Raw genomic sequence first — 24,368 nt, 5'->3', positions numbered from 1 at the left:
CGTCCGGCACGACAGGGAGACGGCGATGACGGGAGCGGCGGACTGGGCCGGGCGGGGTGGGGCAGGTGTGGGCGGACGAATGGCGCCGCACCGAACGCGCCTTCGCCGGCATCGCCGCGGTCCTCGACGCCGCGATCGCCGCGGTCGCGCCGCAGACCGGCCGCGCGCTCGACATCGGCTGTGGCGTCGGCAGCACCACGTTGGCGCTGGCGGGCGCGCGACCGGCGCTGGAGGTGACCGGGACGGACCTCGCCGCGCCGTTGATCGCGGTGGCGCGGGAGCGGGCGGCGACCGTGCCGACGGCAGTGCGCCCCGCGTTCGTGGTGCAGGATGCGCTGACGCTCGCGGCAGAGCGCGCGCCGCTCGACCTGCTGGTGTCGCGTCATGGCGTGATGTTCTTCGACGATCCGGTCGCCGGGTTCGCGGCGCTGCGTGGCGCCACCCGCGTCGGCGCGCCGCTGGTCTTCTCCTGCTTCCGGGATCGCGCCCGCAACGACTGGTCGCATGCGGTCGATCGCGCGCTCGGGGTCGTGCCCATGGCGAGCGGCTATGCCCCCGGCCCCTATGCGCTGGCGGACGAGGCGCGGACCGCCGCGATCCTGCGCGACGCCGGCTGGCGCGACGTAACCGCGACGGCGCACGCGGTGCCCTATGTCGTCGGGGCGGGCGAGGATCCGGTCGCGGACGCGATCGGCTTCTACCGCCGCATCGGATCGGCGGCGTCGCTCCTGGCGGCCGCCGCGCCCGCGGAACGCGCGGCGATGGAGCGCACGCTGGCCGATATGCTGGCGACGCGGATACAGGGCGGCGCGGTGACGTTCACTGCTGCGATCTGGATCTGGACCGCACGCGCAGGGGAGCCCGCATGACCATTACCGTCCATCACCTGGAAAATTCGCGATCGCAGCGCGTGTTGTGGATGCTGGAGGAACTGGGGCTGCCCTATCGCGTGACCCGCTACGAACGCGATCCGAGGACGATGCTGGCCCCGCCCGAACTGCGCGCGGTCCATCCGCTCGGCAAGTCCCCGGTGATCGAGGACGATGAGGAGCAGGGCGCATCCGGCCCGCGCATCATCGCGGAGACGGGCGCGATCGTCGAATATCTGGTCGACAAGGCGGACGGGCGGCTGGGCGCGCCGCCGCGGCGCGAGGAGGCGCTCGCCTGGCGCTTCTGGCTCCACTATGCCGAGGGTTCGCTGATGCCGCCGCTGCTGCTGAAGCTGGTGCTGGGGCGCATCCCCTTGCTGGGCCGGAGTGCGACGAAGCGCATCCAGCCGATGATCGACCGCCATCTGGACGTCGTCGAACAATCGCTGGCGGAACGGCCGTGGTTTGCGGGCGACACCTTTTCCGCGGCGGATGTGATGATGAGCTTCCCGCTGGAGGCGGCGCGTCATCGCGCCGGGCTGGGCGCGTCGCGCCCGAATACGATCGGCTGGATGGAGCGGATCCATGCGCGCCCCGCCTATCAGCGTGCGCTGGAGAAGGGCGGCCCCTACGCTTACGCGTAGGACGGGTCGGGCGGGCGGACACGAAACGTCACGGATTGTGGCGCGCCGCGACTTTGCCTAAGTCGCAGCGCATGACCATCTCGACCAACGACATCCGGCGCTCGTTCCTCGATTACTTCGGCAGCAACGGGCATCGCATCGTGCCCAGTGCCCCGCTGGTGCCGCAGAACGACCCGACGCTGATGTTCGTCAACGCCGGCATGGTGCCGTTCAAGAACGTCTTCACCGGGCTGGAGACGCGGCCCTATTCGACCGCGACCTCGTCGCAGAAGTGCGTGCGCGCGGGCGGCAAGCACAATGATCTCGACAATGTCGGCTATACCGCGCGGCACCATACCTTCTTCGAGATGCTGGGGAATTTCAGCTTCGGCGATTATTTCAAGGAGCAGGCGATCACGCATGCGTGGACGCTGCTGACGAAGGAATGGGGGCTGCCGGCCGACAAGCTGACCGCCACCGTCTTCCACACCGACGATCAGGCGTTCGACTTGTGGAAGAAGATCGCTGGCCTGCCCGATCACCGCATCATCCGCATCCCGACCAAGGACAATTTCTGGGCGATGGGCGCGGACGGGCCGTGCGGGCCGTGCTCGGAGATCTTCTACGACCATGGCGACCATATCCCCGGTGGCCCTCCCGGCAGCCCGGACGAGGATGGCGACCGCTTCGTCGAGATCTGGAACCTCGTCTTCATGCAGCATGTGCAGGAGGCGGATGCGATCGTCGGCGACCTGCCGCGCCCGTCGATCGACACCGGCATGGGGCTGGAGCGCGTCGCCGCGGTGCTTCAGGGCGTGCATGACAATTACGATACGGATACGTTCAAGGCGCTGATCGCCGCGTCGGGCGCGCTGACCCATACCGCGACCGATGGCGCCAATCAGGCGAGCCACCGCGTGATCGCGGACCATCTGCGCTGCGCCGGCTTTCTGGTGGCGGACGGCGTGCTGCCGGCCAACGAAGGACGCGGCTATGTGCTGCGCCGGATCATGCGGCGCGCGATGCGCCATGCGCATATCCTGGGCGCGAAAGAGCCGTTGATGCACCGGCTGGTGCCCGCGCTGGTGACGGAGATGGGCGCGGCATACCCCGAGTTGCTGCGTGCGCAGCCGCTGATCGAGGCGACGCTGCAACAGGAGGAGACGCGCTTCCGCCAGACGCTCGACAAGGGGCTACGGCTGCTCGACGATGCGACCACCGGCATGACGTCCGGCGACGTGCTGGCGGGGGAAACCGCGTTCAAGCTCTACGACACCTATGGCTTCCCCTATGACCTGACCGAGGATGCGCTGCGTGTGCAGGGCTTCCGCGTCGACCGCGCCGGCTTCGATGCCGCGATGACGGAGCAGAAGCGTGCGGCGCGTGCGGCGTGGAAGGGATCGGGGGCGAAGGCGTCCGACGAATTGTGGTTCGATCTGGCCGAGGAAGTCGGTGCGACCGAGTTCACCGGCTATGCCAGCGACACCGGACAGGGCGTGGTGCTGGCGCTGGTCAAGGATGGCGCGCGGGTGACGTCCGCCACGGCAGGCGAGCAGGTCGACGTGATCGTCAACCAGACGCCCTTCTATGGCGAGAGCGGCGGGCAGGTCGGCGATGCCGGCACGATCGCGAGCGAGGCGGGGCTGGCGGCAGAGGTGAGCGACACCTCCAAGCAACTCGGCAAATTGTGGGTGCATCATGCGCGCCTCACCGCGGGCGAGATCAAGGTCGGCGACACGGTGACGCTGGCGATCGACGTCGCGCGGCGTGCCGCGATCCGCGCCAACCATTCCGCGACGCACCTGCTGCACGAGGCGCTGCGCCAGCGACTGGGAACGCATGTGGCGCAGAAGGGATCGCTGGTGGCGCCGGAGCGGCTGCGCTTCGACGTGTCGCATCCCAATGCGATGTCGGCGGAGGAGCTGGCCGTCGCCGAGGCCGCGGTCAACGCGCAGATCCGCCGCAACGGCGCGGTCGAGACGCGGCTGATGACCCCCGACGATGCGATCCAGATGGGCGCGATGGCGCTGTTCGGCGAGAAATACGGCGACGAGGTGCGCGTCGTGTCGATGGGCAGCGAAGATGACGGCAAGACCTATTCGATCGAGCTGTGCGGCGGCACACATGTGACCGCGCTGGGCGATATCGGCGTGTTCAAGATCGTCGGCGAGAGTGCGGTGTCGAGCGGGGTGCGCCGCGTCGAGGCGCTGACCGGCGAGGCGGCGCGTGCCTATCTGAACGCGCGCGACGAGAAATTGCGCGAGGCGGCGGCGACGCTGAAGACCGCGCCGGACGACGTGCCGGCGCGCGTCGCGGCGCTGGTCGAGGAGCGTCGGCGGCTGGAGCGCGAACTGGCCGAGGCCAGGAAGGCGCTGGCGCTCGGCGGCGGCGGTGCGGGCGGCGCTGCCGCACCGGGGCCGGAGACGGTCGCCGGGGTCGCCTTCGCGGCGCAGGTGCTGGACGGCTTCGATGCCAAGGGGCTGCGCGGTGCGGTGGACGATAGCAAGGCGCGGATCGGTTCCGGCGTGGCGATGCTGGTCGCGGTCAACGACGGGCGCGCATCGGTCGCGGTCGGCGTGACGGATGATCTGGTCGGGCGGTTCAATGCGGTCGACCTGCTCAAGCGCGCGGTGGCGGCGCTGGGCGGGCAGGGCGGCGGCGGTCGCCCGGACATGGCACAGGGCGGCGGACCGGACGGCACGAAGGCTAGTGCGGCGGTGGACGCGGTGCGTGCCGGGCTGGAAGAGGTAGCGGCCAGCGCGTGATCCTTGTGCTCCTGCGAAGGCAGAAGCCCAAGGTTGTCGGACGGATCGGCTATTCTCGGAGGGAGCGTGGCGGCTGCTGCGCTCCGTAACCCTAGTCTCCTGCCTCCGCAGGAGCACGGCATCGGTCATGGCTGACCCGCTGCGGCACAATAGAAAATGGGGCGAGCCGCCTGGCCCGCCCCGTTGCCTTACTTCTTCTTCGGCTTGGCCGGCGGCGTCGCGGTGGTGGCCGCGGTAGCCGTGGCATCGGTCGCTGTCGTGGCCGACGCCGTCGGCGCGGTCGCCGCAGCACCGCCCATTGCGGCTTGCAGCTGCGCCGCGGTCATGCCCAGCGTCACCCCCTGCGGTCCGGGGCCGAACCCGGCGATCGGCAGCTTGGCGTCGCCCGACGGTGTCGTCACGGTCACGAAGCTGGCATCGGCCGACTTGATCGTGCCCAGCTGCGTACCACCGGTGCCATAGACCGTGGCGCCCGGCGCCAGCTTCGCCTTGAAGTCGGCGCTGGCCTGCGCCTGCTGCTGGCCGGCGGCGGCCTCCAGCTGCGCCTTGGTCATCGCCAGGACCGGGCCTTTCTCACCCTTGCCGAGCGACGACAAAGGGATGGCGGCCTTGACGGTGCCGGTGTTGACGACCGCATTGGTGCCGTCGGTGGTGTCGACCGTGCCCACGACGCCGCCCGACGTGTCATAGACGGTCGCGCCGGTCGATACCGCGGCGCCGGCCTGTGCCGCCGGTGCGGGCGCCGCGGCTTGCGCGGATGCGATCGCCGGAAAGGCAATGGTGGAAGCAAGGGCGAAAACGGCAAAACTCTTCACAGAGGATCTCCTTTTGTCGTTCGTTGATCTGATGGACTGGCCAACGGATCAGAAACGATCACGGTTCCCCGATACTGCGGTTTGCAATCTGCACGAGGCATGAACCGGCTGTTCATCAGCTTCGTGTTCCCTTATCGTTCTTGTCCTGCTAGGGGGCGATATGGCGAAGATCCAGAAGCGTTTCGTGTGCCAGTCGTGCGGCTCGGTCAGCCATCGCTGGCAGGGGCAATGCGCCGATTGTTCGGAATGGAACACGCTGGTGGAGGAGGCGAGCGCGGCGGCGACGCCGTTTCAGGCGCGCCACAACCTGCAGGGCGGGGGACGCGCGATCGCGATGATCGGGCTGGACGCGGAGGTGGCGCTGCCGCCGCGCACGCCGTTCGGGATCGCGGAGCTGGACCGCGCGCTGGGCGGCGGGCTGGTGAGCGGATCGGCGACGCTGATCGGCGGCGATCCGGGGATCGGCAAGTCGACCTTGCTGCTGCAGGCGGCGGCGGCGCTGGCGCGGCAGGGGCATGACGTCGCCTATGTCTCCGGCGAGGAGGCGGCGGATCAGGTGCGGCTGCGCGCGCGGCGGCTGGGGCTGGGCGATGCGCCGGTCCGGCTCGCCTCGGCGACATCGACGCGCGACATCCTGACGACGATGAGCATGGGGACACCACCTCGGCTGCTGGTGATCGATTCGATCCAGACGATGCATTCCGACCTGATCGAGGGTGCGCCGGGCACGGTCAGTCAGGTGCGCGCCAGTGCGCAGGAACTGATCCGCTTCGCCAAGGAGCGCGGCACGTCGGTGGTGCTGGTGGGGCATGTCACCAAGGACGGCACGATCGCGGGGGCCGCGCGTGCTGGAGCATATGGTCGACACGGTGCTGAGCTTCGAGGGCGAGCGCAGCCACCAGTATCGCATCCTGCGCGCGATCAAGAACCGCTTCGGCGGGACGGACGAGATCGGGGTCTTCTCGATGGCGGCGGAGGGGCTGGTGGAGGTGACCAATCCCTCGGCGCTGTTCCTGACCCAGCGCGACGAGGGCGTGACGGGCGCGACCGTATTCCCGGCGCTGGAGGGGACGCGGCCGGTGCTGGTCGAAATTCAGGCGCTGGTGGTGCGCGTCGCCAGCGGGGCGACCCCGCGGCGATCGGTGGTCGGGTGGGATTCGGCGCGGCTGGCGATGATCCTGGCGGTGCTGGAGGCGCGCTGTGGGCTGAGCTTCTCGACCTGCGAGGTCTATCTGAACGTGGCGGGTGGATATCGCGTGCAGGACCCGGCGGCGGATCTGGCGGTGGCGGCGGCGCTGGTCTCGGCACTGAGCGAACGGCCCGTCCCCGCCGATGCGGTCGCCTTCGGCGAGATCGCGCTGTCGGGCGAGTTGCGCCCGGTGGCGCATGCCCCGCTGCGACTGAAGGAGGCGTCGAAACTGGGGTTCGAGCGCGCGCTGCTGCCCGCCGCGGCCAAGGCGGAGGGCGACGCGATGCGCGTGTCGGGGTTCCGCACGCTGGGGCAGTTCGTCGACCATGTGCTGGGCCGGGGGTGAGTGGGGGGGCAACGTCATGCCGGGCTTGGTCCCGCGTCCACCGTGCCGCGCGCCCAACGGCTATGCGGTTCGCCGCACCGTCGCCTCCGGACTCTATCGGTGCTTGCCTATTCATACAAGTACGCCTCCCCGGCGAAGGCCGGGGTCCAGTCGGAGGACAGAGGTTGGCGAGCGCTGTACATCGTCACGACGACCTTCCCGACTGGACCCCGGCCTTCGCCGGGGGTGGCAGAAAGAATCCTTGTTCGAAGGGGATAAACATAGAACGAGCCCGGGGTGACAGTGCGTGCGGGGCAGGTGTCGAGCCGCGCGCACATCCCGCCTAGCCGCCGCCGCTCGCGCGCCATAAGGATGCGCTCATGGGTCTCCACGGTCTCGACATCATCGTCCTCGCGCTGGTCGCGCTGACCGCGCTGTTCGGCGCGCGGCGCGGGTTCGTCGGTGAGGTGCTGGCGCTGTTCGCCTGGGTGGCGATGGTGTTCGCGCTCAAGCTCTTCCACCTGCCGCTGGCGCGCGCGCTCGCCGGGATCGTCGGCACCGCGTCGGGCGCGGCGGTGCTGGCGTTCGTGCTGCTGGCGGGGGGCAGCTATGTGGCGGGGAAGCTGGTCGTCGGCGCGATCTCCCGACGCACGCGGACGTCGGTGCTGGGGCCGATCGATCGCGCGCTCGGGTTCGGATTCGGCGCGCTGAAGGGTGTCATCCTGGCCAGCCTTGCCTATCTCTTCGTCGTGCTGGTGCTGGATGTGATGGGAGGCGGACCGACGCGACGCCCGGGATGGCTGGTGCAGGCGCGCAGCTATCCGCTGCTGAGCGCCACCAGCGCGGGCATCGCGGACTTCGTCGATCGCCGCCGCAAGGGCGAACCCGTCTTCGCGCCCCGCTACACGCGTCCGTCGGCGACGGCGGACAATGGACACGACACATGAGCATGGACCTCTACACCCCCGAGATCAGCGCGCTGGCAACCGGCAATCCCTTTCCCGAGCGACTGGCGGAGGCGGCGGGCAGCGCGGAGAAGCGCTCGCCAATCTGCGGCAGCCGGGTGACGGTGGACATCGACCTGGGCGAGGACGGGCGCGTCGCGCGCGTCGGGACGCTGGTGCGCGCCTGCCTGCTGGGACAGGCATCGTCGACGCTGATGGCGCGCCACGTCGTCGGACGCTCGCCGGAGGAAATCGCGGCGGCGCGCGACGACCTGACCGCATGGCTGGCGGGCAACGGCGCGGTGCCGGCGTGGCCGGGGATCGACATCTTCACGCCGGGGCTGAAGCTGACCGCGCGTCACCCCTCGATCCGCCTCGCGTTCGAGGCGGCGGCGGAGGCGGCCGAGCGTGCGCGTGAGAAGGCGCCGGCCTGATGGAACATGTGGCGGAGGGGGCGTCGCTGGTCCGCGACGGAACGATCCTGCTGGGCGCGGGACTGGTCTTCGTGCTGGTGTTCCGGCGGCTGGGGCTGGGCGCGACGCTGGGCTTCCTCGTTGCGGGCGCGCTGGTCGGTCCGCACCTGCTGGGGCTGGTCGGCGATGCGGAGACCAAGCTGGGCTTTGCCGAGCTGGGCATCACGCTGCTGCTGTTTATCGTCGGGCTGGAACTGAGCCCGACGCGATTGTGGCGGCTGAAGCAGGACATATTGGGGCTGGGGCTGGTGCAGGTGGTGGCGTGCGGTGCCGCCATTTCGGTGATCCTGCTCGGGCTGGCGCATTTCTCGCTCGCCGCCGCGCTGGCAGTGGGGATGCCGCTGGCGCTGTCGTCGACGGCGCAGGTGCTGCCGATGCTGCAATCCTCCGGGCGGCTGCGCACGCCGTTCGGCGAGCGCGCCTTCTCGATCCTGCTGTTTCAGGACCTGTCGATCATCCCGATGATCACGATCATCGCCGCGATGAGCCGCAATCCGGCCGACATGGGCGGTCCGCCGGGGTGGGTGCTGGTGATCTATACCGTGCTGGCGATCAGCGGGCTGATCGCGGCGGGGCGGTTCGTGCTGCGCCCGCTGTTCCGGCTGATCGGGCGGCTGGGCGAGCGCGAGATGTTCGTGTTCGCCGCGCTGTTCACCGTTATCGCGGCGGCGGCGCTGATGCAGGCGCTGGGGCTGTCGCCGGCGCTGGGCGCGTTCGTCGCGGGCGTGATGCTGGCGGACAGCCCGTATCGGCACGAGCTGGAGACGGATGTCGAACCGTTCCGCTCGATCCTGCTCGGTCTGTTCTTCCTCGCGGTCGGCATGATGCTGAACCTGCAGGCGATCGCCGACCGGCCGCTGTTCGTGGTCGCGATCGCGGCGGCGCTGGTGGTGACGAAGGCGGGGGTCATCGCGCTGATCGGGCGCGCGTTCCGGATGGAATGGCGGCCCGCGATCGCGCTGGGGCTGTTGCTGAGCCAGGGCGGCGAGTTCGGCTTCGTGCTGCTGGCGCAGGCGCAGAACGCCTATCTGATCGCGCCCGAGGCGGCGAGCCTGTTCGGCGCGATCATCACGCTGTCGATGGCGACCACGCCGTTCCTGATGGCCGCCACGCGCGCCTTTCGCGAGGAGCCGCTGACGCCGGAGCAGGAGCGCGACGGCCCGACCGCGGACGGCGCCAATGCGATCATCGTCGGCTATGGCCGGTTCGGGCAGACGGTCGGCCAGATGCTGATGACGCAGGACATTCCGGTCACACTGATCGACACCGATATCGAGATGATCGACATCGCCGGGGAGTTCGGGTCGAAGGTGTATTACGGCGACGGCACGCGGCTGGACCTGCTGCGTCAGGCGGGCGCGGCGGAGGCGGAGATGATCCTGTTCTGCATGGACGGCGACCAGCTGGAACCCGCCACGGTCGAGAGCATCCAGGACGCCTTCCCCAATGCCGCGCTGTACGTGCGCGCCTATGACCGCCGCGCGCTGGTCAAGCTGAAGAGCGGGCCGGCGCGCTACGTCGTGCGCGAGGTGCTGGAATCGGCGGTCCGGATGGCGCGGCTGGCGATGGCGGACCTGGGCATATCGCGCGCCGACATCGACCGCGCGGAGGACATGTACCGCGCGCGTGACAAGGAGCGGCTGCGCATCCAGCTGGAGGCGGGCGACCTGCGCGCCGCGCGGGAGATGGTCGCGGCACAGGCGCCGTGGGGCGGGGGAGAGCGGCCGTGAACCTCATCCTGATCGTGGCGGCACTGTCCGGCGCGCTCGCGGTCGCGGCGGGTGCGTTCGGTGCGCACGGTGCCAGCGGCGCGGCGGTCGAATGGCTGAAGACGGGCGCGCAATACCAGCTGATCCATGTGTTGGCCGCGCTGGTGGCGCTGCGGATGGAGGCGCGCGGACCGGCATGGCTGTTCGTGATCGGCGCCGGGGTGTTCGCGGGGACGCTGTACCTGATGGCGCTGGGGCTGCCGCGCTGGCTGGGCGCGATCACGCCGATCGGCGGGACGCTGCTGATCGTGGGGTGGCTGTGGTGGGCGTTCCTAGGGTGGCGTGGGTGAACTTGACCTCGTCACCCCGGGCTTGACCCCGGGGTCCCGCTTTTTGCGCAGGGTGGTGAGAAAGCGGGACCCCGGGTCAAGCCCGGGGTGACGGGCGTGTCACCGCACCGATGCGGCCGGTTGCGCATCGTCGGTCTCGCGCGCCCGGGGCTCGCGGATCGAGGGGCGCAGGCGGGCGAGGCTGCACAATCCCGCCACCAGCGCGAGCCCCGCGGCGACCAGCGGCGGCGCCATGCCCGAGCCGACGCCGAGCGCGAGCAGCGCCGCGACCAGCGTCGCGCCGGTGGTCTGTCCCACCAGCCGCACCGTGCTGACCAGCCCTCCCGCCGCCGCCGCGCGGGTACGCGGTGCGGAGCCGATGATGAGCCGTGCATTGGGCGGCAGGAAGGTGCCGAACCCGGAGCCGCACAGCGCCATCCGCCACGCGATATCGAAATAGCCGGGATCCGCCGGCATGAACGCGATCAGCAGCAGTGCGGTGATCGAGATCGCCATGCCGATCCCGCCCAGCAGCCCCGCCGGAATGCGATCGGACAGCCAGCCGGTCAGCGGGGCGACGATCATGTTGGTCAGCGGCCATGGCGCGATCGCGGCGCCCACCGCGGCGGCGGTGAAGCCGAACTCATGCGTCAGCCGGAACGGCGTCGACAAGAGCAGCGTCATCGACGCGACGAAGGCGGTGAACCCGCCCAGCGTCGACAAGGCGATGACTGGTCGGCCGAGCAGGTCGACCGGCAGGATCGGGCTGGGCGTGGTGCGCTCGCGCCGGACATATACGATGCCGATCGCCACGCCGATCGCGACGATCGCGGCGGAGACGACCGGGCTGTCGCCGTGCACCGCGCTTTCCGCCCCGCCGATGATGAGGCCGAACATCGCCGCGCACATCACCGCACCCAGCACGTCGAAGCGGCGGTCGCGCCGCGGCGTGTCGGGCAGCGCGCGCCCCAGCAGCAGCGAGGCGATCGCGAACGGAATCGCGCTGGCGAATACCCATGGCCAAGGCGCGATCGACAGCACCAGCCCGCCGATCGTCGGCGCGGCGGCGGCGGAACTGGAGACGATGACCGAATTGATCCCCAGCCCGCGTCCCAGCTGCTGCGCCGGATAGGTCTGGCGGATCAGCGCGGAGGCGACCGCCAGCGCGCCCGCCGCCCCCACCGCCTGCGCCGCGCGCACCACCAGCAGGAAGGGCAGGCTCTTCGCGAAGAAGCACAACAGGGTCGCGATGGTGAAGATCAGCTGCCCGACCTGATACATCCGCTTCAGGCCGATGCGCTCGCCCAGCCCCGCGAACGGCAGCATCAGCATCACCAGCATCAACTGATAGACGGTGACGATCGCGACGACGGAGGCCGAATCGACCCCCAGGTCGCGCGCGATCGTCGGCAGCGCGACATTGGCGACGCCGCCGTCGATGATGACCAGCGCGGTGCCGAAGCATAAGGCGGCGACCGCGGCATAGCGGCGCGGCGTGGGCAGGCCATCGGTGGAGGCGGGAAGGGCGAGCGGACGGGTTCGGGGCATCTACGGTAGGGACTCGGCACGCACGGGCTTGTTCCCGCACGACTTCTGCCGGACCGATGCCCCGATAGCAGGAGGATGTGAATGCGTTTCGGTACGACGGCGGCGCTGGCGCTGCTTCTTGCGGGATCGGCCGCGGGGGCGCAGACGGCGGCGATGAACACGACCGCCGACGATCCCTATATCTGGCTGGAGGACAAGGACGGCGCGAAGGCGCTCGCCTGGGTCGAGGCGGAGAACAAGCGCACGCTGGCCCGGCTGGAGAGCGATCCGCGCTATGCGGCGTTCAACCGCGAGGCGCTGGCGATCGCATCGGCGACCGACCGCATTCCGATGCCCGGGCAGTTGATGGGGCGGATCGTCAATTTCTGGCGCGATGCCGATCATGCGCAGGGCCTGTGGCGCTGGACCACGCCCGATGACTATGCCGCCGCCACCCCGCAATGGCGCACGCTGCTCGACCTCGATGCGCTGAGTCGCGCTGAGGGGAAGAAATGGGTGTGGAAGGGCGCCACCTGCCTGTCGCCCGAGGAGCGGCTGTGCCTGGTCGCGCTGTCCGAGGGCGGCGAGGATGCGATCACCTATCGCGAGTTCGATGTCGCCGCGGGGCGGTTCGTCGACGGCGGCTTCGTGCTGCCGACCTCGAAACAGGGCGCGACCTGGATCGACAAGGATACATTGCTGGTCAGCCGCGACTGGGGGCAGGGCACGATGACGGTGTCGAGCTATCCCTTCGTGGTGAAGATGGTGAAGCGCGGGCAGCCGCTGTCCGCCGCGACCGAGGTGTTCCGCGGCGCGGCGGACGACCAGCTGGGCAGCTATGCCACCAGCTTCACCGACGCCAAGGGTCATCGCGCGGTGGTGATCGAGCGGCAGCGGACCTTCTTCGGCAGCGAGAAGTCGCTGTGGACGCCGGCCGGGGCGCGTCCGCTGGCGATCCCGGCGCGGGTGCGCGCCGCCGCGCTGGTCGACGGCCGGCTGGTGTTCGAGACGAGCGAGGCGTGGGGCACGGTGCCCGCGGGCGCGGTCGCCGCGCTGCCGCTCGCTGCGCTGGACGCGCGCGCGCCGGAGCCGGAGGCGGTGTTCGTGCCGACCGCGCGGCAGGCGGTGTCGGGAGTCGACGCGACGCGCGATCACCTGATCGTCGATTATACCGACAATGTCCGCGGCCGGGTCGCGGTGCTGACGCCCGGATCGGCCGGCTGGACGACGCGCACGCTGGCATTGCCGGACAATGCGATCTTCACGGTGACCGGCACGTCGGACGCGAACAACCGCGCCTATCTGGTCGCCAACGCCTTCCTGACGCCGACGACGCTGGCGGAATTCGACGCCGGCAGCACCGCCGCGCCGCGCCCGCTGAAGGCGTTGCCGGCGCGCTTCGATGCGAAGGGACTGGTTGCGGAGCAGTTCGAGGCGACCTCCACCGATGGGACGAAGGTGCCCTATTTCGTCGTCCATCGCGCCGATGCGCCGCGTGACGGGCGCACCCCCACGCTGATGACCGCCTATGGCGGGTTCGAGGTGCCGATGCTGCCCGGCTATGCCGCGACCACCGGCAAATTGTGGCTGGAGCGCGGCGGTGCCTATGTGCTCGCCAATATCCGCGGCGGGGGCGAGTTCGGCCCGGCGTGGCACGATGCCGGGCGCAAGACGAAGCGGCAGGTGATCTACGACGATTTCGCCGCGGTGGCGAAGGACCTGTTCGCGCGGCGGCTGACCAGCCCGGCGAAGCTAGGGATCTACGGCGGCTCCAACGGCGGGCTGCTGATGGGGGTCGAGCTGAACCAGCATCCCGATATGTGGCGCGCGGTGACGATCCAGGTGCCGCTGCTCGACATGCTGCGTTATGAGGGGATTGCGGCGGGCGCGTCCTGGGTCGACGAATATGGGTCGGTGACGGTGCCCGACGAGCGCGCGTTCCTGGCGCGCATCTCGCCCTATCACAATTTGCGGCGCGGGGTGGCCTATCCGGAGACGTACATCTGGACCACGACCAAGGACGATCGCGTCGGCCCGCAGCACGCGCGCAAGTTCGCGGCGCGCATGAAGGAATATGGGCTGCCCTATCTGTTCTTCGAGGATACCGCCGGGGGCCATTCGGGCGATGCCGACGTCGCGCAGGGCGCGCGGTTGCAGGCGCTGCAGATGACCTATTTCGCGCAGCGGCTGATGGACGAATGAGCATGTCGCGCGTTCTTGCTGCATCGCAGCGCGATGGAGTAAGGAGCGCGCGATGAGCGATGATATTGTGAGCCAGCCGTCCCCCGTGCCCGACACCGTGCCGATCGTCTTCGAGGCGATCGTCAAGCAGCAGGCGATCGCCGCCACGTACAATCGTGGCGCGGTGACGCTGGCGCCGCACATCCTCTACACGAAGCACGGGGAGATCTATCTCGACGCGCTGACGATCGAGCGCGACGGACAACCCCCGCGCGAGCCGAAGATCGGCGCGTTCAAGCTGTCGGGGCTGGCCTCGCTGCGCATCACCCCGCGCCGGTTCAAGCCGAGCGAGCTGTTCGACGCCGGCGACGAGAAATATGCCGGCGTGACGTTGCTGGCGGTCGACGCCTGATCGAGCCCGAACCCGCCGCCAGGCGCATCGCGCGCGGGCTGCTCGCGGCATTCTACGCCGTCGCAGGGGCCGGGCATTGGGTGTTCGTCGACGCGGTGGTGCGGATCGTGCCGCGCTGGGTGCCCGCGCCGCATGCGGTGGTGATCGCGACCGGCGCGTGCGAGCTTGCGGGTGCCATGGGGTTGATGCTGCCGCGCTGGCGGCGCGCGGCCGGTTGGGGGCTGGCCGCCTATGCGCTGTGCGTGTGGCCCGCGAACGTGCAGCACGCGATCATCGACCTGACGCACGGCACCGGGCTGCCGATCTGGTATCACGCACCGCGGCTCGCGTTGCAGCCGGCGATCATCTGGTGGGCGCTGTGGGCGAGCGGGGCGGTCAACGTCGCAAGGTAAACGGGACCCCGGCTCAAGGCCGGAATGACGACTTACACATCACGTCGCCCTGCTTGACCCTGAGTTCCCGGGTTCGCCGGAACACGACGGGTTTGTCGACACAACTGCCGCGTTCCTGCGCAGGCAGGAGCCCAGGGTTGCTGATCCTCCGCCAGACGTCCGATCGCATCGTCACGCCGGACTTGTTCCGGCATCCATGGCTCCGCGCGCCTGACGCCGGCTGGGTGTCCACATCTCTTCTGTTCCCCGGCGAAGGCCGGGGTCCAGTCGCGAGCGGTTTCCGCATCTTAAGAGCCGATCGTTACTGGACCCCGGCCTTCGCCGGGGAACAGAAGAGGTCTGGAACAAGGCCGGGGTGACGCGATGTGTGCGGCGATGCCTTCTCCGCTCTGAAGGCCCGCCGTCACCCCAGCGCGTCGAGCAATTCGTCCTTCGTCATCCTCGATCGCCCCGGAATGTCGCGCTTCTTCGCCTCGGCATACAGGTCCGCCTTCGTGCGATGGTCGCGATAGGGACGCGTCTTCTTCGCGACGTCATCCGGTTGCGCGCTGAACTGCCGGCCATTCTTCGTATCGGCGCGCTTCTTCGCGGTGGTGCGGCGATATTCGTCGTCGGACAACGCCTCGCGCGCCTTCTTCGGGAGATAGCGTTCGCCGGTCTTGCCGCTCTGCTTGCCGGACTTGGTGCCCCATTCCTCCTCGGTCCATTGGTGGAGCGAATTGTCGTCGTCCTTCGCGCCGACGTAATCGCCGCCGCGCTTCTTGTATTCGGCGACCGCCAGCTGCGCCTTGCGCGCGGACCATTGGCCCTTCTTCCCGCCCTTGGCGCCGGCGGTGACCTCTTCCTTCACCGTCTCCCAAAGCTCGGGATCGGTCTTTTCGGCTGTCTCGGACATGCGCCGCCAACGCGCCGTTCGCCCAATCGCCTCACGGCGTGGTGACGAAACTGTCCATCACGCGCTTGCGACCGGCCTGTTCGAAATCGATCTCCAGCTTGTTGCCCTCGATCTCCGCGATCGTGCCATAGCCGAACTTCTGGTGGAACACGCGCTGGCCCAGCGACAGGTCGCTGCGCCCCTTGTTGCCCAGGCTGACCGCCGATGCGCGGCTTTCGACCACGCGGGCCGGCTCCCGCGTGAAGGTGCGGCTGGTCCAGTCGCCGCCGGGTTTCGCCCCCCCGAGACCGGCCAGCGTCCCCGCCGCGCGCTGCCAGCCCGGCCCGCGCCCGGTGCCGCGCGCGACATTGGCGAAGGGGTCGGCATGTTCGGACCAATTGGCGCGCCACAGGCTTTCGCCGCCCGACATGCTGGTTTCGCTCTCGACATGCGCGGGCGGCAGTTCGCCGACGAAGCGCGACGGGATCGAGGAGGTCCACTGGCCATAGATGCGGCGATTGGCAGCGTGGAGGATCGTCGCGCGCTGCCGCGCGCGCGTGATCGCGACATAGGCGAGGCGGCGTTCCTCCTCCAGCGAGCGCGTGCCGCCCTCGTCGATCGCGCGCTGCGACGGGAACAGCCCTTCCTCCCAGCCGGCGAGGAAGACGGTGTCGAATTCCAGCCCCTTGGCGGCGTGGATCGTCATGATCGTCACCTTGGGATCCTCGCGCGTCGCCTCATTGTCCATGACCAGGCTGACATGCTCCAGGAACGCGCCGAGGCTCTCATATTCCTCCATCGCGCGGACGAGTTCGGACAGGTTCTCCAGTCGCCCCGCGGCCTCGGCCGACTTCTCGGCCTGCCACATCGCGGTATAGCCGCTCTCGTCGAGGATCTGCCGCGCCAGCTCCGCATGCGGCAGGTCGCGCGCCATGTCGCGCCAGCGCGCGATATCGCCGACGAAGCGGCCGAGCGACTTGCGCGCCTGCGGGGTCAGTTCGTCGGTGTCGAGGATGCGCGCCGCCGCGATCGACAGCGGCAGCCCTTCGCCACGCGCCAGCTGGTGCAGCCGCGCGATCGCCTTGTCGCCCAGCCCGCGCTTGGGGGTGTTGACGATCCGTTCGAACGCGAGGTCGTCCGCCGGCTGATTGACGACGCGCAGATAGGCGAGCGCGTCGCGGATCTCGGCGCGTTCGTAGAAGCGGAAGCCGCCGACGATCTTGTACGGCAGCCCGATCGCGATGAAGCGGTCCTCGAACTCGCGCGTCTGGTGCTGCGCGCGCACCAGGATGGCGACGTCGTCGAGCGAGGTGCCGCTGCGCTGCGCCGCCTCGATCTCGTCGCCGACCCGGCGCGCCTCTTCCGGGCCGTCCCACACGCCCAGCACGCGCACCTTCTCGCCCGCGTCCAGCTCGGTCCACAATTCCTTGCCCAGCCGCCCGCCATTGTTGGCGATCACGCCCGAGGCGGCGGCGAGGATGTGCGGGGTGGAACGGTAATTCTGCTCCAGCCGGATCACCACGGCGCCGGGGAAGTCCTTCTCGAACTTCAGGATATTCTCCACCTGCGCACCGCGCCAGGAATAGATCGACTGATCGTCGTCGCCCACGCAGCAGATGTTGCGCCGCTCCTGCGCCAGCAACCGCAGCCACAGGTACTGGACCGAATTGGTATCCTGATATTCGTCCACCATGATGTAGCGAAAGCGCTGCTGATAGTGCTCCAGCACCGATCGCTCGCTCTTCAGGATGGTGAGCATGTGGAGCAGCAGGTCGCCAAAGTCGCAGGCGTTCACTGACCGGAGGCGGTCCTGATATTGCTGGTACAATTCGCCGCCGCGGCCGTTGGCGTAGCGCTCGCTCTCGCCCGCATCGATCTCGCGCGGGGTCAGCCCCTTGTTCTTCCACTCGTCGATCAGCCCGGCGAGGCTGCGCGCGGGAAAGCGCTTCTCGTCGATATCGGCGGCGATCACCAATTGCTTGAGCAGCCGCAGCTGGTCGTCGGTGTCGAGGATCGTGAAGTTCGATTGCAGCCCGACCAGCTCGGCATGGCGCCGCAGCATCTTGGCGCCGATCGCGTGGAAGGTGCCCAGCCACGGCATCCCCTCCACCATGTCGCCGACCAGCCGCGCGACTCGCTCGCGCATCTCGCGCGCGGCCTTGTTGGTGAAGGTGACGCTCAGGATCTCCGACGGATACGCCTTGCGCGTGTAGAGCAGGTGCGCCAGCCGCGCGGTCAGCGCCGCGGTCTTGCCGGTGCCCGCGCCCGCCAGCACCAGCACGGGGCCATCGGTGGTCTCCACCGCCTGACGCTGTGGCGAGTTGAGGCTGGCGAGATACGGCGGGTCGCTACGATCGGTCACCGCCGAACAGGTAGGGAACGCGCGCGCCGCCGGCAACCCCGCGATGGCGCAGGGCGGGTTGCCACGCGCATTGGTTCATGAGAACATTGCGGAAACGAACGGGAGGATGAGGGATGGCGATCACCGGGCGATGCCATTGCGGGGCGATCCGCTACACCGCGCAGGGCGAGGCGGAACATCATGCCCTGTGCCATTGCACCGACTGCCGGCGCTGGTCGGGCGCGCCGCTGGCGGGATGGATCGCGTTCCGCGAGGCGGACGTGACGATCGAGGGGCAGCCCGCGACCTACGAATCGTCGCCCGGCGCGACGCGGCATTTCTGCGGCGCGTGCGGCACCGGGCTGTTCTATCGCAACGAACAGGTGCTGCCGGGGATCGTCGACATCCAGTCGGGGACGCTCGACGCGGCGCAGGATCATGCTCCGGCTGCGCAGATCATGGTCAAGGAGCGGCTGCCCTGGGCGCGCGAGATGATGGCGCTGCCGGAATCCGCAGCCTATCCGGGGATGGAATGATGCGCGATCCGATCGCGGGGTGGCATGCCTATATGCAGGCCCCCACCACGGCGGCGCTCGATGCGCTGCTCGCCGACGACGTGGTGTTCCAGAGCCCGGCCGTGCACACGCCGCAGCGGGGCAAGGCGATCACGATCAAATATCTGGCCGCGGCGGCCGAGGTGCTCGGCGGAGAATCGTTCCGTTATGTCGGCGAATGGCGCGCGGAGCGCTCCGCGGTGCTGGAATTCGCGTGTACGCTGGACGATGGCGTGGCGGTGGAGGGCGTCGACATCATCCACTGGGACGATGACGGTCGCATCGTCCGGTTCAAGGTCATGATCCGCCCGCTGAAGGCGCTGAATGCCGTCGTCGCGCGGATGGGGGCGATGCTGGCGCGCTGATCGTGCGGCTTCCCGTATCGACACGCGGAACGCTGCGATACGGTAACCTGCGTCATGAAAATGTCATGCGCAGCGCCGATGGGCGGTGATCATGACAGCTGATGTCCTTGCGGCGATCCCTTCGGAACCGTCCGCCGCCGCCCGCCGGTTCGACACGCCGGTGCATCCGCTCGCGCGCTGGCTGTTCATCCTCGTGGTGGCGCTGGGCTTCGGCTATGCCGTGGGCAGCGTCATCCTCGATGTCCAGCAGGTCGGCGAGCAGATGGCGAGCGGGGTGTTCCTGTTCCTCGCGCTGGCGCTGGTGATCGCGCTGGGCTTCGAATTCGTGAATGGCTTCCACGACACCGCCAATGCGGTGGCGACCGTGATCTACACCAATTCGATGCCCGCCCATTTCGCGGTCGTGTGGTCGGGGTTCTTCAATTTCCTGGGCGTCATGCTGTCGTCCGGCGCGGTCGCCTATTCGATCGTCACGCTGCTGCCGGTGAACCTGATCCTGAACGTCGGATCGGGCGCCGGGTTCGCGATGATCTTCGCGCTGTTGCTGGCCGCGGTGCTGTGGAATCTCGCCACCTGGTACGTCGGCCTGCCCAATAGCTCCAGCCACACGCTGATCGGTTCGGTACTGGGCGTGGGGTTGGCCAACCAGTTGATCAACAGCGCCAGCGGCGGGGCCGCCGGGGTCGACTGGAGTCAGGCGACCAAGGTGCTGTCGGGGCTGCTGATGGCGCCCGTGATCGGCTTCTGCGCCGCCGCGCTGCTGCTGGTCGTGCTGCGCCTCGTTACCCGCAATCCCAGATTGATGCGCTCGCCCGAGGGTGATGCGCCGCCGCCGCGCGGCATCCGTGCGCTGCTGATCTTCACCTGCACCGCGGTGTCGTTCAGCCACGGGTCGAACGACGGGCAGAAGGGCATGGGCCTGATCATGCTGATCCTGATCGGCTGCGCCCCCACCGCCTATGCGCTCAACCGCACGCTGCCCGCGAGCGAGACGCCCGCCTTCGTCGCCAGCGCCGATGCGGCGGCGGGCGTGCTGCGCCGCCACGGCGCGGTCGCGATGCCGGTCGACACCGCGCGCGGGACGCTGACGCGCGCGTTGGAACGGCGTGCGACGACGACGCCAGCCGCTTATGGCGCGATGGTGTCGGTATCGGGCGAGGTGGCGCGACAGGTCGCGGCCTATGGCGCGTTCAGCCGCGTGCCGGCGGCGGCCGCGCCCAATATCCGCAACGACATGTACCTGGTGCTGGAGGCAACGCGCGCGATCGCCAAGGAGCCATCGGCGCATCTCGACGACGCCGAACTGGCGACCTTGCAGGCCTATCGCGGCCGGCTGGAACGCGGCACGCGCTACATTCCCTTGTGGGTCAAGGTGGCGGTGGCGCTGGCGCTGGGGCTGGGCACGATGGTCGGGTGGAAACGGATCGTCGTGACCGTGGGCGAGAAGATCGGCAAGCAGCACATGACCTATGGCATGGGCGCCTCCGCCGAACTGGTCGCGGCGGGCACGATCCTGGCCGCGGACCGCTTCGGCCTGCCGGTGTCGACGACGCACATCCTGTCGTCGGGGGTGGCGGGCGCCTCGGTCGCGAGCGGGCATGGGCTCCAGCGCCGCACCATCGTCCAGCTCGCGGCGGCGTGGATCATGACGCTGCCGGTGGCGATGGCGCTGTCGGGCACGCTCTACTGGCTGCTGCTCACGCTGGTGCGCGCCGGCGGGTTCTGACCGGCGCGGGTCGCCCCTGCGCAGGCAGGGGCTGATGGCTATCTCGTCCTGATGGTCGCCCGATACGTCGGGCTGTCGTCTCCATGTCCTCCGCTCGACCGACGAAGCCGGCATGGCCACCTGCCTGCGCAGGAGCGACGCCATCCAGATCCCCGCGAAAAGACGGGGCGGCCCGTAAAACGAACCGCCCCGTAGTTCAGGGAAGGACCGGGCAGGGGGCGCCCGATCACCAACGACGCCCGACAGGGGGGAGGGCGCCGTGACACTCGGTTAGCGGCGCAACATTGCTGCATTATGTCGCGTGGCGACACTTTCGTAACCGCGCGGACATTCGATCGCGACTTGACCGCATCGCCCCCGCGCGCCGATGACCCGGGGCATGTCGTCCGCATCGTCGCTGCCCGCATCCCATCGCCGCATCCTGCTCGCCAGCCTGGTGGGTACGTCGGTGGAATTCTACGATTTCTACATCTACGCGACCGCGGCGTCGCTTGTGTTCGGGCCGCTGTTCTTCCCCGCCACCAACCCCTCGGCACAGCTGCTCGCGTCCTATGCCAGCCTGGCGGTGGCCTTCTTCGCGCGGCCGGTGGGGGCGTGGGCGTTCGGCCATTACGGCGATCGCATCGGGCGCAAGTCGACGCTGGTTGCCAGCCTGATGCTGATGGGCGGGTCGACGCTGGCGATCGCGTTCCTGCCGACCTATGCCGATGCCGGCTATCTCGCGCCGCTGCTGCTGTGCCTGCTGCGCTTCGGGCAGGGATTCGGGCTGGGCGGCGAATGGGGTGGGGCGGCGCTGCTGGCGGTGGAGAATGCGCCACCGGGCCGCCGCGGCCGCTATGGCATGGTGCCGCAACTGGGCGCACCGGTCGGGTTCATCGCCGCCAACGGGCTGTTCCTGGTATTGGGCAGCGTGATGACGCCGGCGGACTTCATGGCCTGGGGCTGGCGCATTCCGTTTCTGCTGTCGGTGGTGCTGGTCGGTCTGGGCCTGTGGGTGCGCCTGAAGATCGCGGAGACGCCCGCCTTCGCGCAGGTGCTGGAGGAAGGCCCGCCGCCCGCGGTGCCGATGGGCGAGCTGCTGCGCGATCACTGGCGCACCGCGATCGGCGGGACGCTGGGCGCGGTGGCGTGCTTCGCGGTCTATTATCTCGCGACCGCGTTCGCGCTGGGCTATGCGGTCACCAACCTGGGGATCGGGCGCCAGACGATGCTGGGGCTGCAACTGGGCGCGATCCTGTTCATGGCGGTCGGCATCGCGCTGTCGGGCGAATGGGCCGACCGGACCAGCGCGGCGCATGTGCTGAAATGGGGCTGCGTCGGTGCGGTGGTCGCCGGCTTCGCGCTGGCGCCGGGGCTGGGGTCGGGATCGATCCCGGTGATCTTCGCGGCGCTGGCGTTCGCGCTGTTCGTGATGGGGTTCGTCTATGGCCCGCTCGGCGCGTGGCTGCCCGGGCTGTTCCCGGCGCGGGTGCGTTATACGGGGGTGAGCCTGGCGTTCAACATGGCCGGGATCATCGGCGGCGGCCTGACCCCCGTCGCCGCGCAGGCGCTGGCGGAGCGTGGCGGGCTGACGTTGGTGGGTGGCTATCTCGCGGCGATGTCGCTCACCAGCCTCGCCGCATTGCTGGTGATGAAGGTGCGGCCGGTCGCCGACGTGGTGCCGGTGGAGGGGCCTTGATGGTTCACGCGAAGACGCCAAGAGGTTGGAAGCCGGCATTGATCGGTAGACATAATCGACGGTGAGAGGTCTCCCGACTGATGCCTCAGCGCACGACCTCTTTGCGTCTTCGCGTGAATCAATCTTCCTTCCGCAACAATGTGATCCGCGCGCGGCCATGCACGCGGTCGGCATCCACCACGAACCCCGCCACCTCGACCGCCTCGTCGCGCGCGGTTTCGATCGACACCCAGGTCGCCGGGCCGATCCAGCCGAGCCGGGCCAGCTTGTCCGCCGCCACCGCGCCCGCCCCGGTGCCATAGGGCGGGTCCATCATGACGAGGTCGAGCGGGGCGCGCGCCGGCCCCAGCGACAAGGCCGACGCGGCGCGGACATCGCACCCGCCCGCGCCCAGCTTCGCGATATTGGCGCGCAGCACGTCGAGCGCGGCCTTGTCCTGCTCCACGAACAGGCAGGTCGCCGCCCCGCGCGACAGCGCCTCCAGCCCCAGCGCGCCCGATCCCGCGAACAGGTCCGCCACCGCCAGTTCGTCGAACGAGCCCAGCCGGCTCGCCAGCATCGAGAACAACGCCTCGCGCGTGCGGTCGGCGGTCGGGCGCGTGGTGTCGCCTTTGGGGGCGGCGAGCGGGCGCCCGCGCCATTGCCCGGCGATGATCCTCACTTGCGTTTGCCCCCGCGCGACGCCGGGCCGGTACGCGGCTTCGGCTTGGCCCAGCCGGCGAGGCGCTTGATCTTCGCGGGGCGCGTCGGGGCGGGCGGTTCGGGCGGCGCCGCCACCGGCTGCTTCGCGACGACGGGCTTCTTCGCTACCGGCTCCGGGGTGCGCCGCGGCCGGTCGAGCGGGGCGGGGCGGGGACGCGGCGTCGCCGGGCGCGCGGAGGCCGGACGCGGCGCCGCGGGGCGGACCCGCCGCCCCACCGCCACGTCCGGCGTCCGCTCGCGCACCGCGGGCGCGGTCTTCAGCGTGTGGCGGAACGCGACCAGATCGGCGACGCGCACCTCCCCCACGCCGCCCACCGGCAGGTCGCCGAGCACGAACGGACCGTAGCGGGTGCGGATCAGCCGGCTGACGCGCAGCCCCAGATGCTCCAGCACGCGCCGCACCTCGCGGTTCTTGCCCTCGCGCAAGGTCATCTCGACCCAGACGTTGGCGCCGGTGCGCCGCTCCAGATTGGCGTCGATCTGGCCATAGCGCACGCCCTCGATCTCCACGCCGTGGATCAACTCCTCCAGCTGCGCCTGCGTCACCTGGCCATAAGCGCGCGCGCGATAGCTGCGCTCGACGCCGGTCGACGGCAGCTCCAGCTGGCGCTTGAACGCGCCGTCGGTGGTCAGCAGCAGCAGCCCCTCGGTATTCAGGTCGAGCCGCCCGACCGGGACCAGCCGCGGCAGGTCCTTGGGCAATCGATCGTAGATCGTCGGGCGTCCGCTATGGTCGCGCTCCGCGGTCAGCACGCCGACCGGCTTGTGGAACAGGAACAGCCGCGTCGGCTCCGCCTCGGCCACCGGATTGCCGTCGACGGTGACGCCATCGAGCGAGGTGAGCAGCGTCGCGGGCGTGTCCAGCACCACGCCGTCCTTCGCCACGCGCCCCTCCGCGATCATCCGCTCCACCTCGCGGCGCGAGGCGACACCGGCGCGGGCGAGCAGCTTGGCGATACGATGTTCGGGCGTGGATCTGGGTGGTTGGTCGGCCATCCGCGCCACTTAGCCGATCGCTTCGCGCTGGTGAGGAATTATTTGCGACCGAACCCCCTTGTTCGCGTTATGAGCGCGTAACGAAGTGGACGGGCGGACATGGTCTTCGGGCGCAGGGAACGGACGATCGAGCGGCTGCTGGTGGTGGAGGACGAGCCGCTGGTGGCGTTCGACACCGAGCATCTGCTGACCGACCAGGGATATCAGGTCGTCGCCACCGTCGATCGCGTCGCGGATGCGGTGGCGGTATTGTCCGACGGTGCCGCGCTCGATCTGGTGCTGGTCGACGTCAATCTGGCGGACGGCAGCGGGATCGACGTCGCCCGCGCCGCGCGCGACCGCGGCACGCCGGTGATGTTCGTGACCAGCGCCTGCCCGGCGGAGGCGCAGGCGCTGGCGGTCGGCTGCCTCGCCAAGCCCTATGCGCAGCGCGACCTGCTCAACGCGATCGTGGCGGTGGAACAGGCGATCGCGGGCAAGCCGCCACGGCGGATGCCCAACGGGTTCAAGCTGTTCGCGGCGGCGCCAGATCGTGGTGCTGCCGTGGAGCGGGGTTGACGGTCCGATCGCCGCCGCATG

At 69.6% G+C, this 24,368-nt stretch carries 21 protein-coding genes and 1 pseudogene; 16 read left to right on the top strand and 6 right to left on the bottom strand.

The window, feature by feature from the left end:
* The first annotated feature begins 56 nt into the window (after positions 1-56).
* The 3 genes from PGN14_RS11710 (at position 57) to alaS (ending at position 4,257) form a co-directional block, all read left to right on the top strand.
* A complete protein-coding gene (locus tag PGN14_RS11710; protein ID WP_335299690.1) occupies positions 57-869 on the top strand; it encodes a class I SAM-dependent methyltransferase in 813 nt (270 codons plus the stop codon).
* Complete coding sequence (locus tag PGN14_RS11705; RefSeq protein ID WP_335299689.1) at positions 866-1,513, top strand: glutathione S-transferase family protein; 648 nt, start codon at positions 866-868, stop codon at positions 1,511-1,513. Before PGN14_RS11710 ends, PGN14_RS11705 begins: the two co-directional genes overlap by 4 nt.
* Before the next feature lie 71 nt (positions 1,514-1,584).
* Positions 1,585-4,257: an alanine--tRNA ligase gene (gene alaS / locus PGN14_RS11700; protein WP_335299688.1), complete on the top strand. Its 2,673-nt coding sequence runs from the start codon at positions 1,585-1,587 to the stop codon at positions 4,255-4,257.
* A 188-nt stretch (positions 4,258-4,445) separates the two neighbouring features.
* On the opposite strand, the gene PGN14_RS11695 is transcribed toward alaS, so the two are convergent.
* Positions 4,446-5,072 (bottom strand): hypothetical protein, encoded by a 627-nt coding sequence (locus tag PGN14_RS11695; protein ID WP_335299687.1) that lies wholly within the window; start codon positions 5,070-5,072, stop codon positions 4,446-4,448.
* Between the two features lie 160 nt (positions 5,073-5,232).
* Here PGN14_RS11695 and radA point away from each other — a divergent pair.
* From radA to PGN14_RS11670, 5 genes and pseudogenes are all read left to right on the top strand, one after another.
* Positions 5,233-6,607: pseudogene (gene radA / locus PGN14_RS11690) on the top strand (DNA repair protein RadA).
* Positions 6,608-6,966: 359 nt separating this feature from the next.
* A complete protein-coding gene (locus PGN14_RS11685; RefSeq protein WP_335299686.1) occupies positions 6,967-7,533 on the top strand; it encodes a CvpA family protein in 567 nt (188 codons plus the stop codon).
* Positions 7,530-7,964, top strand: a complete 435-nt coding sequence (locus PGN14_RS11680; RefSeq protein WP_335299685.1) for an iron-sulfur cluster assembly scaffold protein — start codon at positions 7,530-7,532, stop codon at positions 7,962-7,964. The genes PGN14_RS11685 and PGN14_RS11680 overlap by 4 nt, the downstream gene beginning before the upstream one ends.
* On the top strand, positions 7,964-9,733 hold the full coding sequence (locus PGN14_RS11675; protein WP_335299684.1) for a cation:proton antiporter domain-containing protein: 1,770 nt from the start codon (positions 7,964-7,966) through the stop codon (positions 9,731-9,733). Before PGN14_RS11680 ends, PGN14_RS11675 begins: the two co-directional genes overlap by 1 nt.
* On the top strand, positions 9,730-10,062 hold the full coding sequence (locus PGN14_RS11670) for a DUF423 domain-containing protein (protein WP_335299683.1): 333 nt from the start codon (positions 9,730-9,732) through the stop codon (positions 10,060-10,062). Before PGN14_RS11675 ends, PGN14_RS11670 begins: the two co-directional genes overlap by 4 nt.
* 99 nt (positions 10,063-10,161) lie before the next feature.
* On the opposite strand, the gene PGN14_RS11665 is transcribed toward PGN14_RS11670, so the two are convergent.
* Positions 10,162-11,589 (bottom strand): MFS transporter, encoded by a 1,428-nt coding sequence (locus PGN14_RS11665; protein WP_335299682.1) that lies wholly within the window; start codon positions 11,587-11,589, stop codon positions 10,162-10,164.
* Positions 11,590-11,670: 81 nt separating this feature from the next.
* On the opposite strand from PGN14_RS11665, the gene PGN14_RS11660 reads away from it, so the two are divergent.
* Genes PGN14_RS11660 through PGN14_RS11650 form a run of 3 tightly spaced genes read left to right on the top strand, consistent with a single transcriptional unit; the run spans position 11,671 to position 14,553 of the window.
* A complete protein-coding gene (locus PGN14_RS11660; protein WP_335299681.1) occupies positions 11,671-13,770 on the top strand; it encodes a prolyl oligopeptidase family serine peptidase in 2,100 nt (699 codons plus the stop codon).
* A gap of 52 nt (positions 13,771-13,822) precedes the next feature.
* Entirely contained in the window at positions 13,823-14,161 is a 339-nt protein-coding gene (locus PGN14_RS11655) for a hypothetical protein (protein WP_335299680.1), read from the top strand.
* Complete coding sequence (locus PGN14_RS11650; RefSeq protein WP_335299791.1) at positions 14,125-14,553, top strand: DoxX family protein; 429 nt, start codon at positions 14,125-14,127, stop codon at positions 14,551-14,553. Before PGN14_RS11655 ends, PGN14_RS11650 begins: the two co-directional genes overlap by 37 nt.
* A 403-nt stretch (positions 14,554-14,956) precedes the next feature.
* Here the strand turns inward: PGN14_RS11650 and PGN14_RS11645 are convergent, their stop codons facing one another.
* Together PGN14_RS11645 and PGN14_RS11640 are read right to left on the bottom strand one after the other, a co-directional pair.
* Positions 14,957-15,448 (bottom strand): DUF5872 domain-containing protein, encoded by a 492-nt coding sequence (locus tag PGN14_RS11645; RefSeq protein ID WP_335299679.1) that lies wholly within the window; start codon positions 15,446-15,448, stop codon positions 14,957-14,959.
* 31 nt (positions 15,449-15,479) lie between these two features.
* Positions 15,480-17,789 carry an ATP-dependent helicase gene (locus tag PGN14_RS11640; RefSeq protein WP_335299678.1) on the bottom strand — a complete coding sequence of 770 codons (2,310 nt, stop codon included), beginning with the start codon at positions 17,787-17,789 and terminating at the stop codon, positions 15,480-15,482.
* A 113-nt stretch (positions 17,790-17,902) separates the two neighbouring features.
* Here PGN14_RS11640 and PGN14_RS11635 point away from each other — a divergent pair, with 113 nt between their 5' ends.
* The 4 genes from PGN14_RS11635 (at position 17,903) to PGN14_RS11620 (ending at position 22,091) form a co-directional block, all read left to right on the top strand.
* Positions 17,903-18,304 (top strand): GFA family protein, encoded by a 402-nt coding sequence (locus PGN14_RS11635; RefSeq protein ID WP_335299677.1) that lies wholly within the window; start codon positions 17,903-17,905, stop codon positions 18,302-18,304.
* Positions 18,304-18,687 (top strand): nuclear transport factor 2 family protein, encoded by a 384-nt coding sequence (locus PGN14_RS11630; RefSeq protein ID WP_335299676.1) that lies wholly within the window; start codon positions 18,304-18,306, stop codon positions 18,685-18,687. The genes PGN14_RS11635 and PGN14_RS11630 overlap by 1 nt, the downstream gene beginning before the upstream one ends.
* 91 nt (positions 18,688-18,778) lie before the next feature.
* Positions 18,779-20,413 (top strand): inorganic phosphate transporter, encoded by a 1,635-nt coding sequence (locus tag PGN14_RS11625; protein WP_335299675.1) that lies wholly within the window; start codon positions 18,779-18,781, stop codon positions 20,411-20,413.
* 379 nt (positions 20,414-20,792) lie between these two features.
* Entirely contained in the window at positions 20,793-22,091 is a 1,299-nt protein-coding gene (locus PGN14_RS11620) for an MFS transporter (protein ID WP_335299674.1), read from the top strand.
* Positions 22,092-22,209: 118 nt separating this feature from the next.
* On the opposite strand, the gene rsmD is transcribed toward PGN14_RS11620, so the two are convergent.
* Complete coding sequence (gene rsmD, locus PGN14_RS11615) at positions 22,210-22,752, bottom strand: 16S rRNA (guanine(966)-N(2))-methyltransferase RsmD (protein ID WP_335299673.1); 543 nt, start codon at positions 22,750-22,752, stop codon at positions 22,210-22,212.
* A complete protein-coding gene (locus tag PGN14_RS11610) occupies positions 22,749-23,789 on the bottom strand; it encodes a pseudouridine synthase (RefSeq protein WP_335299672.1) in 1,041 nt (346 codons plus the stop codon). The genes rsmD and PGN14_RS11610 overlap by 4 nt, the downstream gene beginning before the upstream one ends.
* Positions 23,790-23,888: 99 nt before the next feature.
* On the opposite strand from PGN14_RS11610, the gene PGN14_RS11605 reads away from it, so the two are divergent.
* Positions 23,889-24,347 (top strand): response regulator, encoded by a 459-nt coding sequence (locus tag PGN14_RS11605; RefSeq protein ID WP_335299671.1) that lies wholly within the window; start codon positions 23,889-23,891, stop codon positions 24,345-24,347.
* Positions 24,348-24,368: the final 21 nt, after the last annotated feature.

Origin of the sequence: Sphingomonas adhaesiva (assembly GCF_036946305.1) — a bacterium.
Taxonomy (GTDB): domain Bacteria; phylum Pseudomonadota; class Alphaproteobacteria; order Sphingomonadales; family Sphingomonadaceae; genus Sphingomonas; species Sphingomonas adhaesiva_B.
Note: the sequence above shows the minus strand (reverse complement) of the source record. Positions and strands in the feature narration are given on the sequence as shown.

What these genes read in the sequence shown, in the direction of transcription:
- PGN14_RS11630 (WP_335299676.1), top strand. Translation starts at nt 18,304, where the DNA reads ATGCGCGATCCGATCGCGGGGTGGCATGCCTATATGCAGGCCCCCACC.
- PGN14_RS11705 (WP_335299689.1), top strand. Translation starts at nt 866, where the DNA reads ATGACCATTACCGTCCATCACCTGGAAAATTCGCGATCGCAGCGCGTG.
- PGN14_RS11625 (WP_335299675.1), top strand. Translation starts at nt 18,779, where the DNA reads ATGACAGCTGATGTCCTTGCGGCGATCCCTTCGGAACCGTCCGCCGCC.
- PGN14_RS11635 (WP_335299677.1), top strand. Translation starts at nt 17,903, where the DNA reads ATGGCGATCACCGGGCGATGCCATTGCGGGGCGATCCGCTACACCGCG.
- PGN14_RS11605 (WP_335299671.1), top strand. Translation starts at nt 23,889, where the DNA reads ATGGTCTTCGGGCGCAGGGAACGGACGATCGAGCGGCTGCTGGTGGTG.
- PGN14_RS11660 (WP_335299681.1), top strand. Translation starts at nt 11,671, where the DNA reads ATGCGTTTCGGTACGACGGCGGCGCTGGCGCTGCTTCTTGCGGGATCG.
- PGN14_RS11655 (WP_335299680.1), top strand. Translation starts at nt 13,823, where the DNA reads ATGAGCGATGATATTGTGAGCCAGCCGTCCCCCGTGCCCGACACCGTG.
- PGN14_RS11685 (WP_335299686.1), top strand. Translation starts at nt 6,967, where the DNA reads ATGGGTCTCCACGGTCTCGACATCATCGTCCTCGCGCTGGTCGCGCTG.
- PGN14_RS11645 (WP_335299679.1), bottom strand. Translation starts at nt 15,448, where the DNA reads ATGTCCGAGACAGCCGAAAAGACCGATCCCGAGCTTTGGGAGACGGTG.
- alaS (WP_335299688.1), top strand. Translation starts at nt 1,585, where the DNA reads ATGACCATCTCGACCAACGACATCCGGCGCTCGTTCCTCGATTACTTC.
- PGN14_RS11610 (WP_335299672.1), bottom strand. Translation starts at nt 23,789, where the DNA reads ATGGCCGACCAACCACCCAGATCCACGCCCGAACATCGTATCGCCAAG.
- PGN14_RS11675 (WP_335299684.1), top strand. Translation starts at nt 7,964, where the DNA reads ATGGAACATGTGGCGGAGGGGGCGTCGCTGGTCCGCGACGGAACGATC.
- PGN14_RS11620 (WP_335299674.1), top strand. Translation starts at nt 20,793, where the DNA reads ATGTCGTCCGCATCGTCGCTGCCCGCATCCCATCGCCGCATCCTGCTC.
- PGN14_RS11665 (WP_335299682.1), bottom strand. Translation starts at nt 11,589, where the DNA reads ATGCCCCGAACCCGTCCGCTCGCCCTTCCCGCCTCCACCGATGGCCTG.
- PGN14_RS11680 (WP_335299685.1), top strand. Translation starts at nt 7,530, where the DNA reads ATGAGCATGGACCTCTACACCCCCGAGATCAGCGCGCTGGCAACCGGC.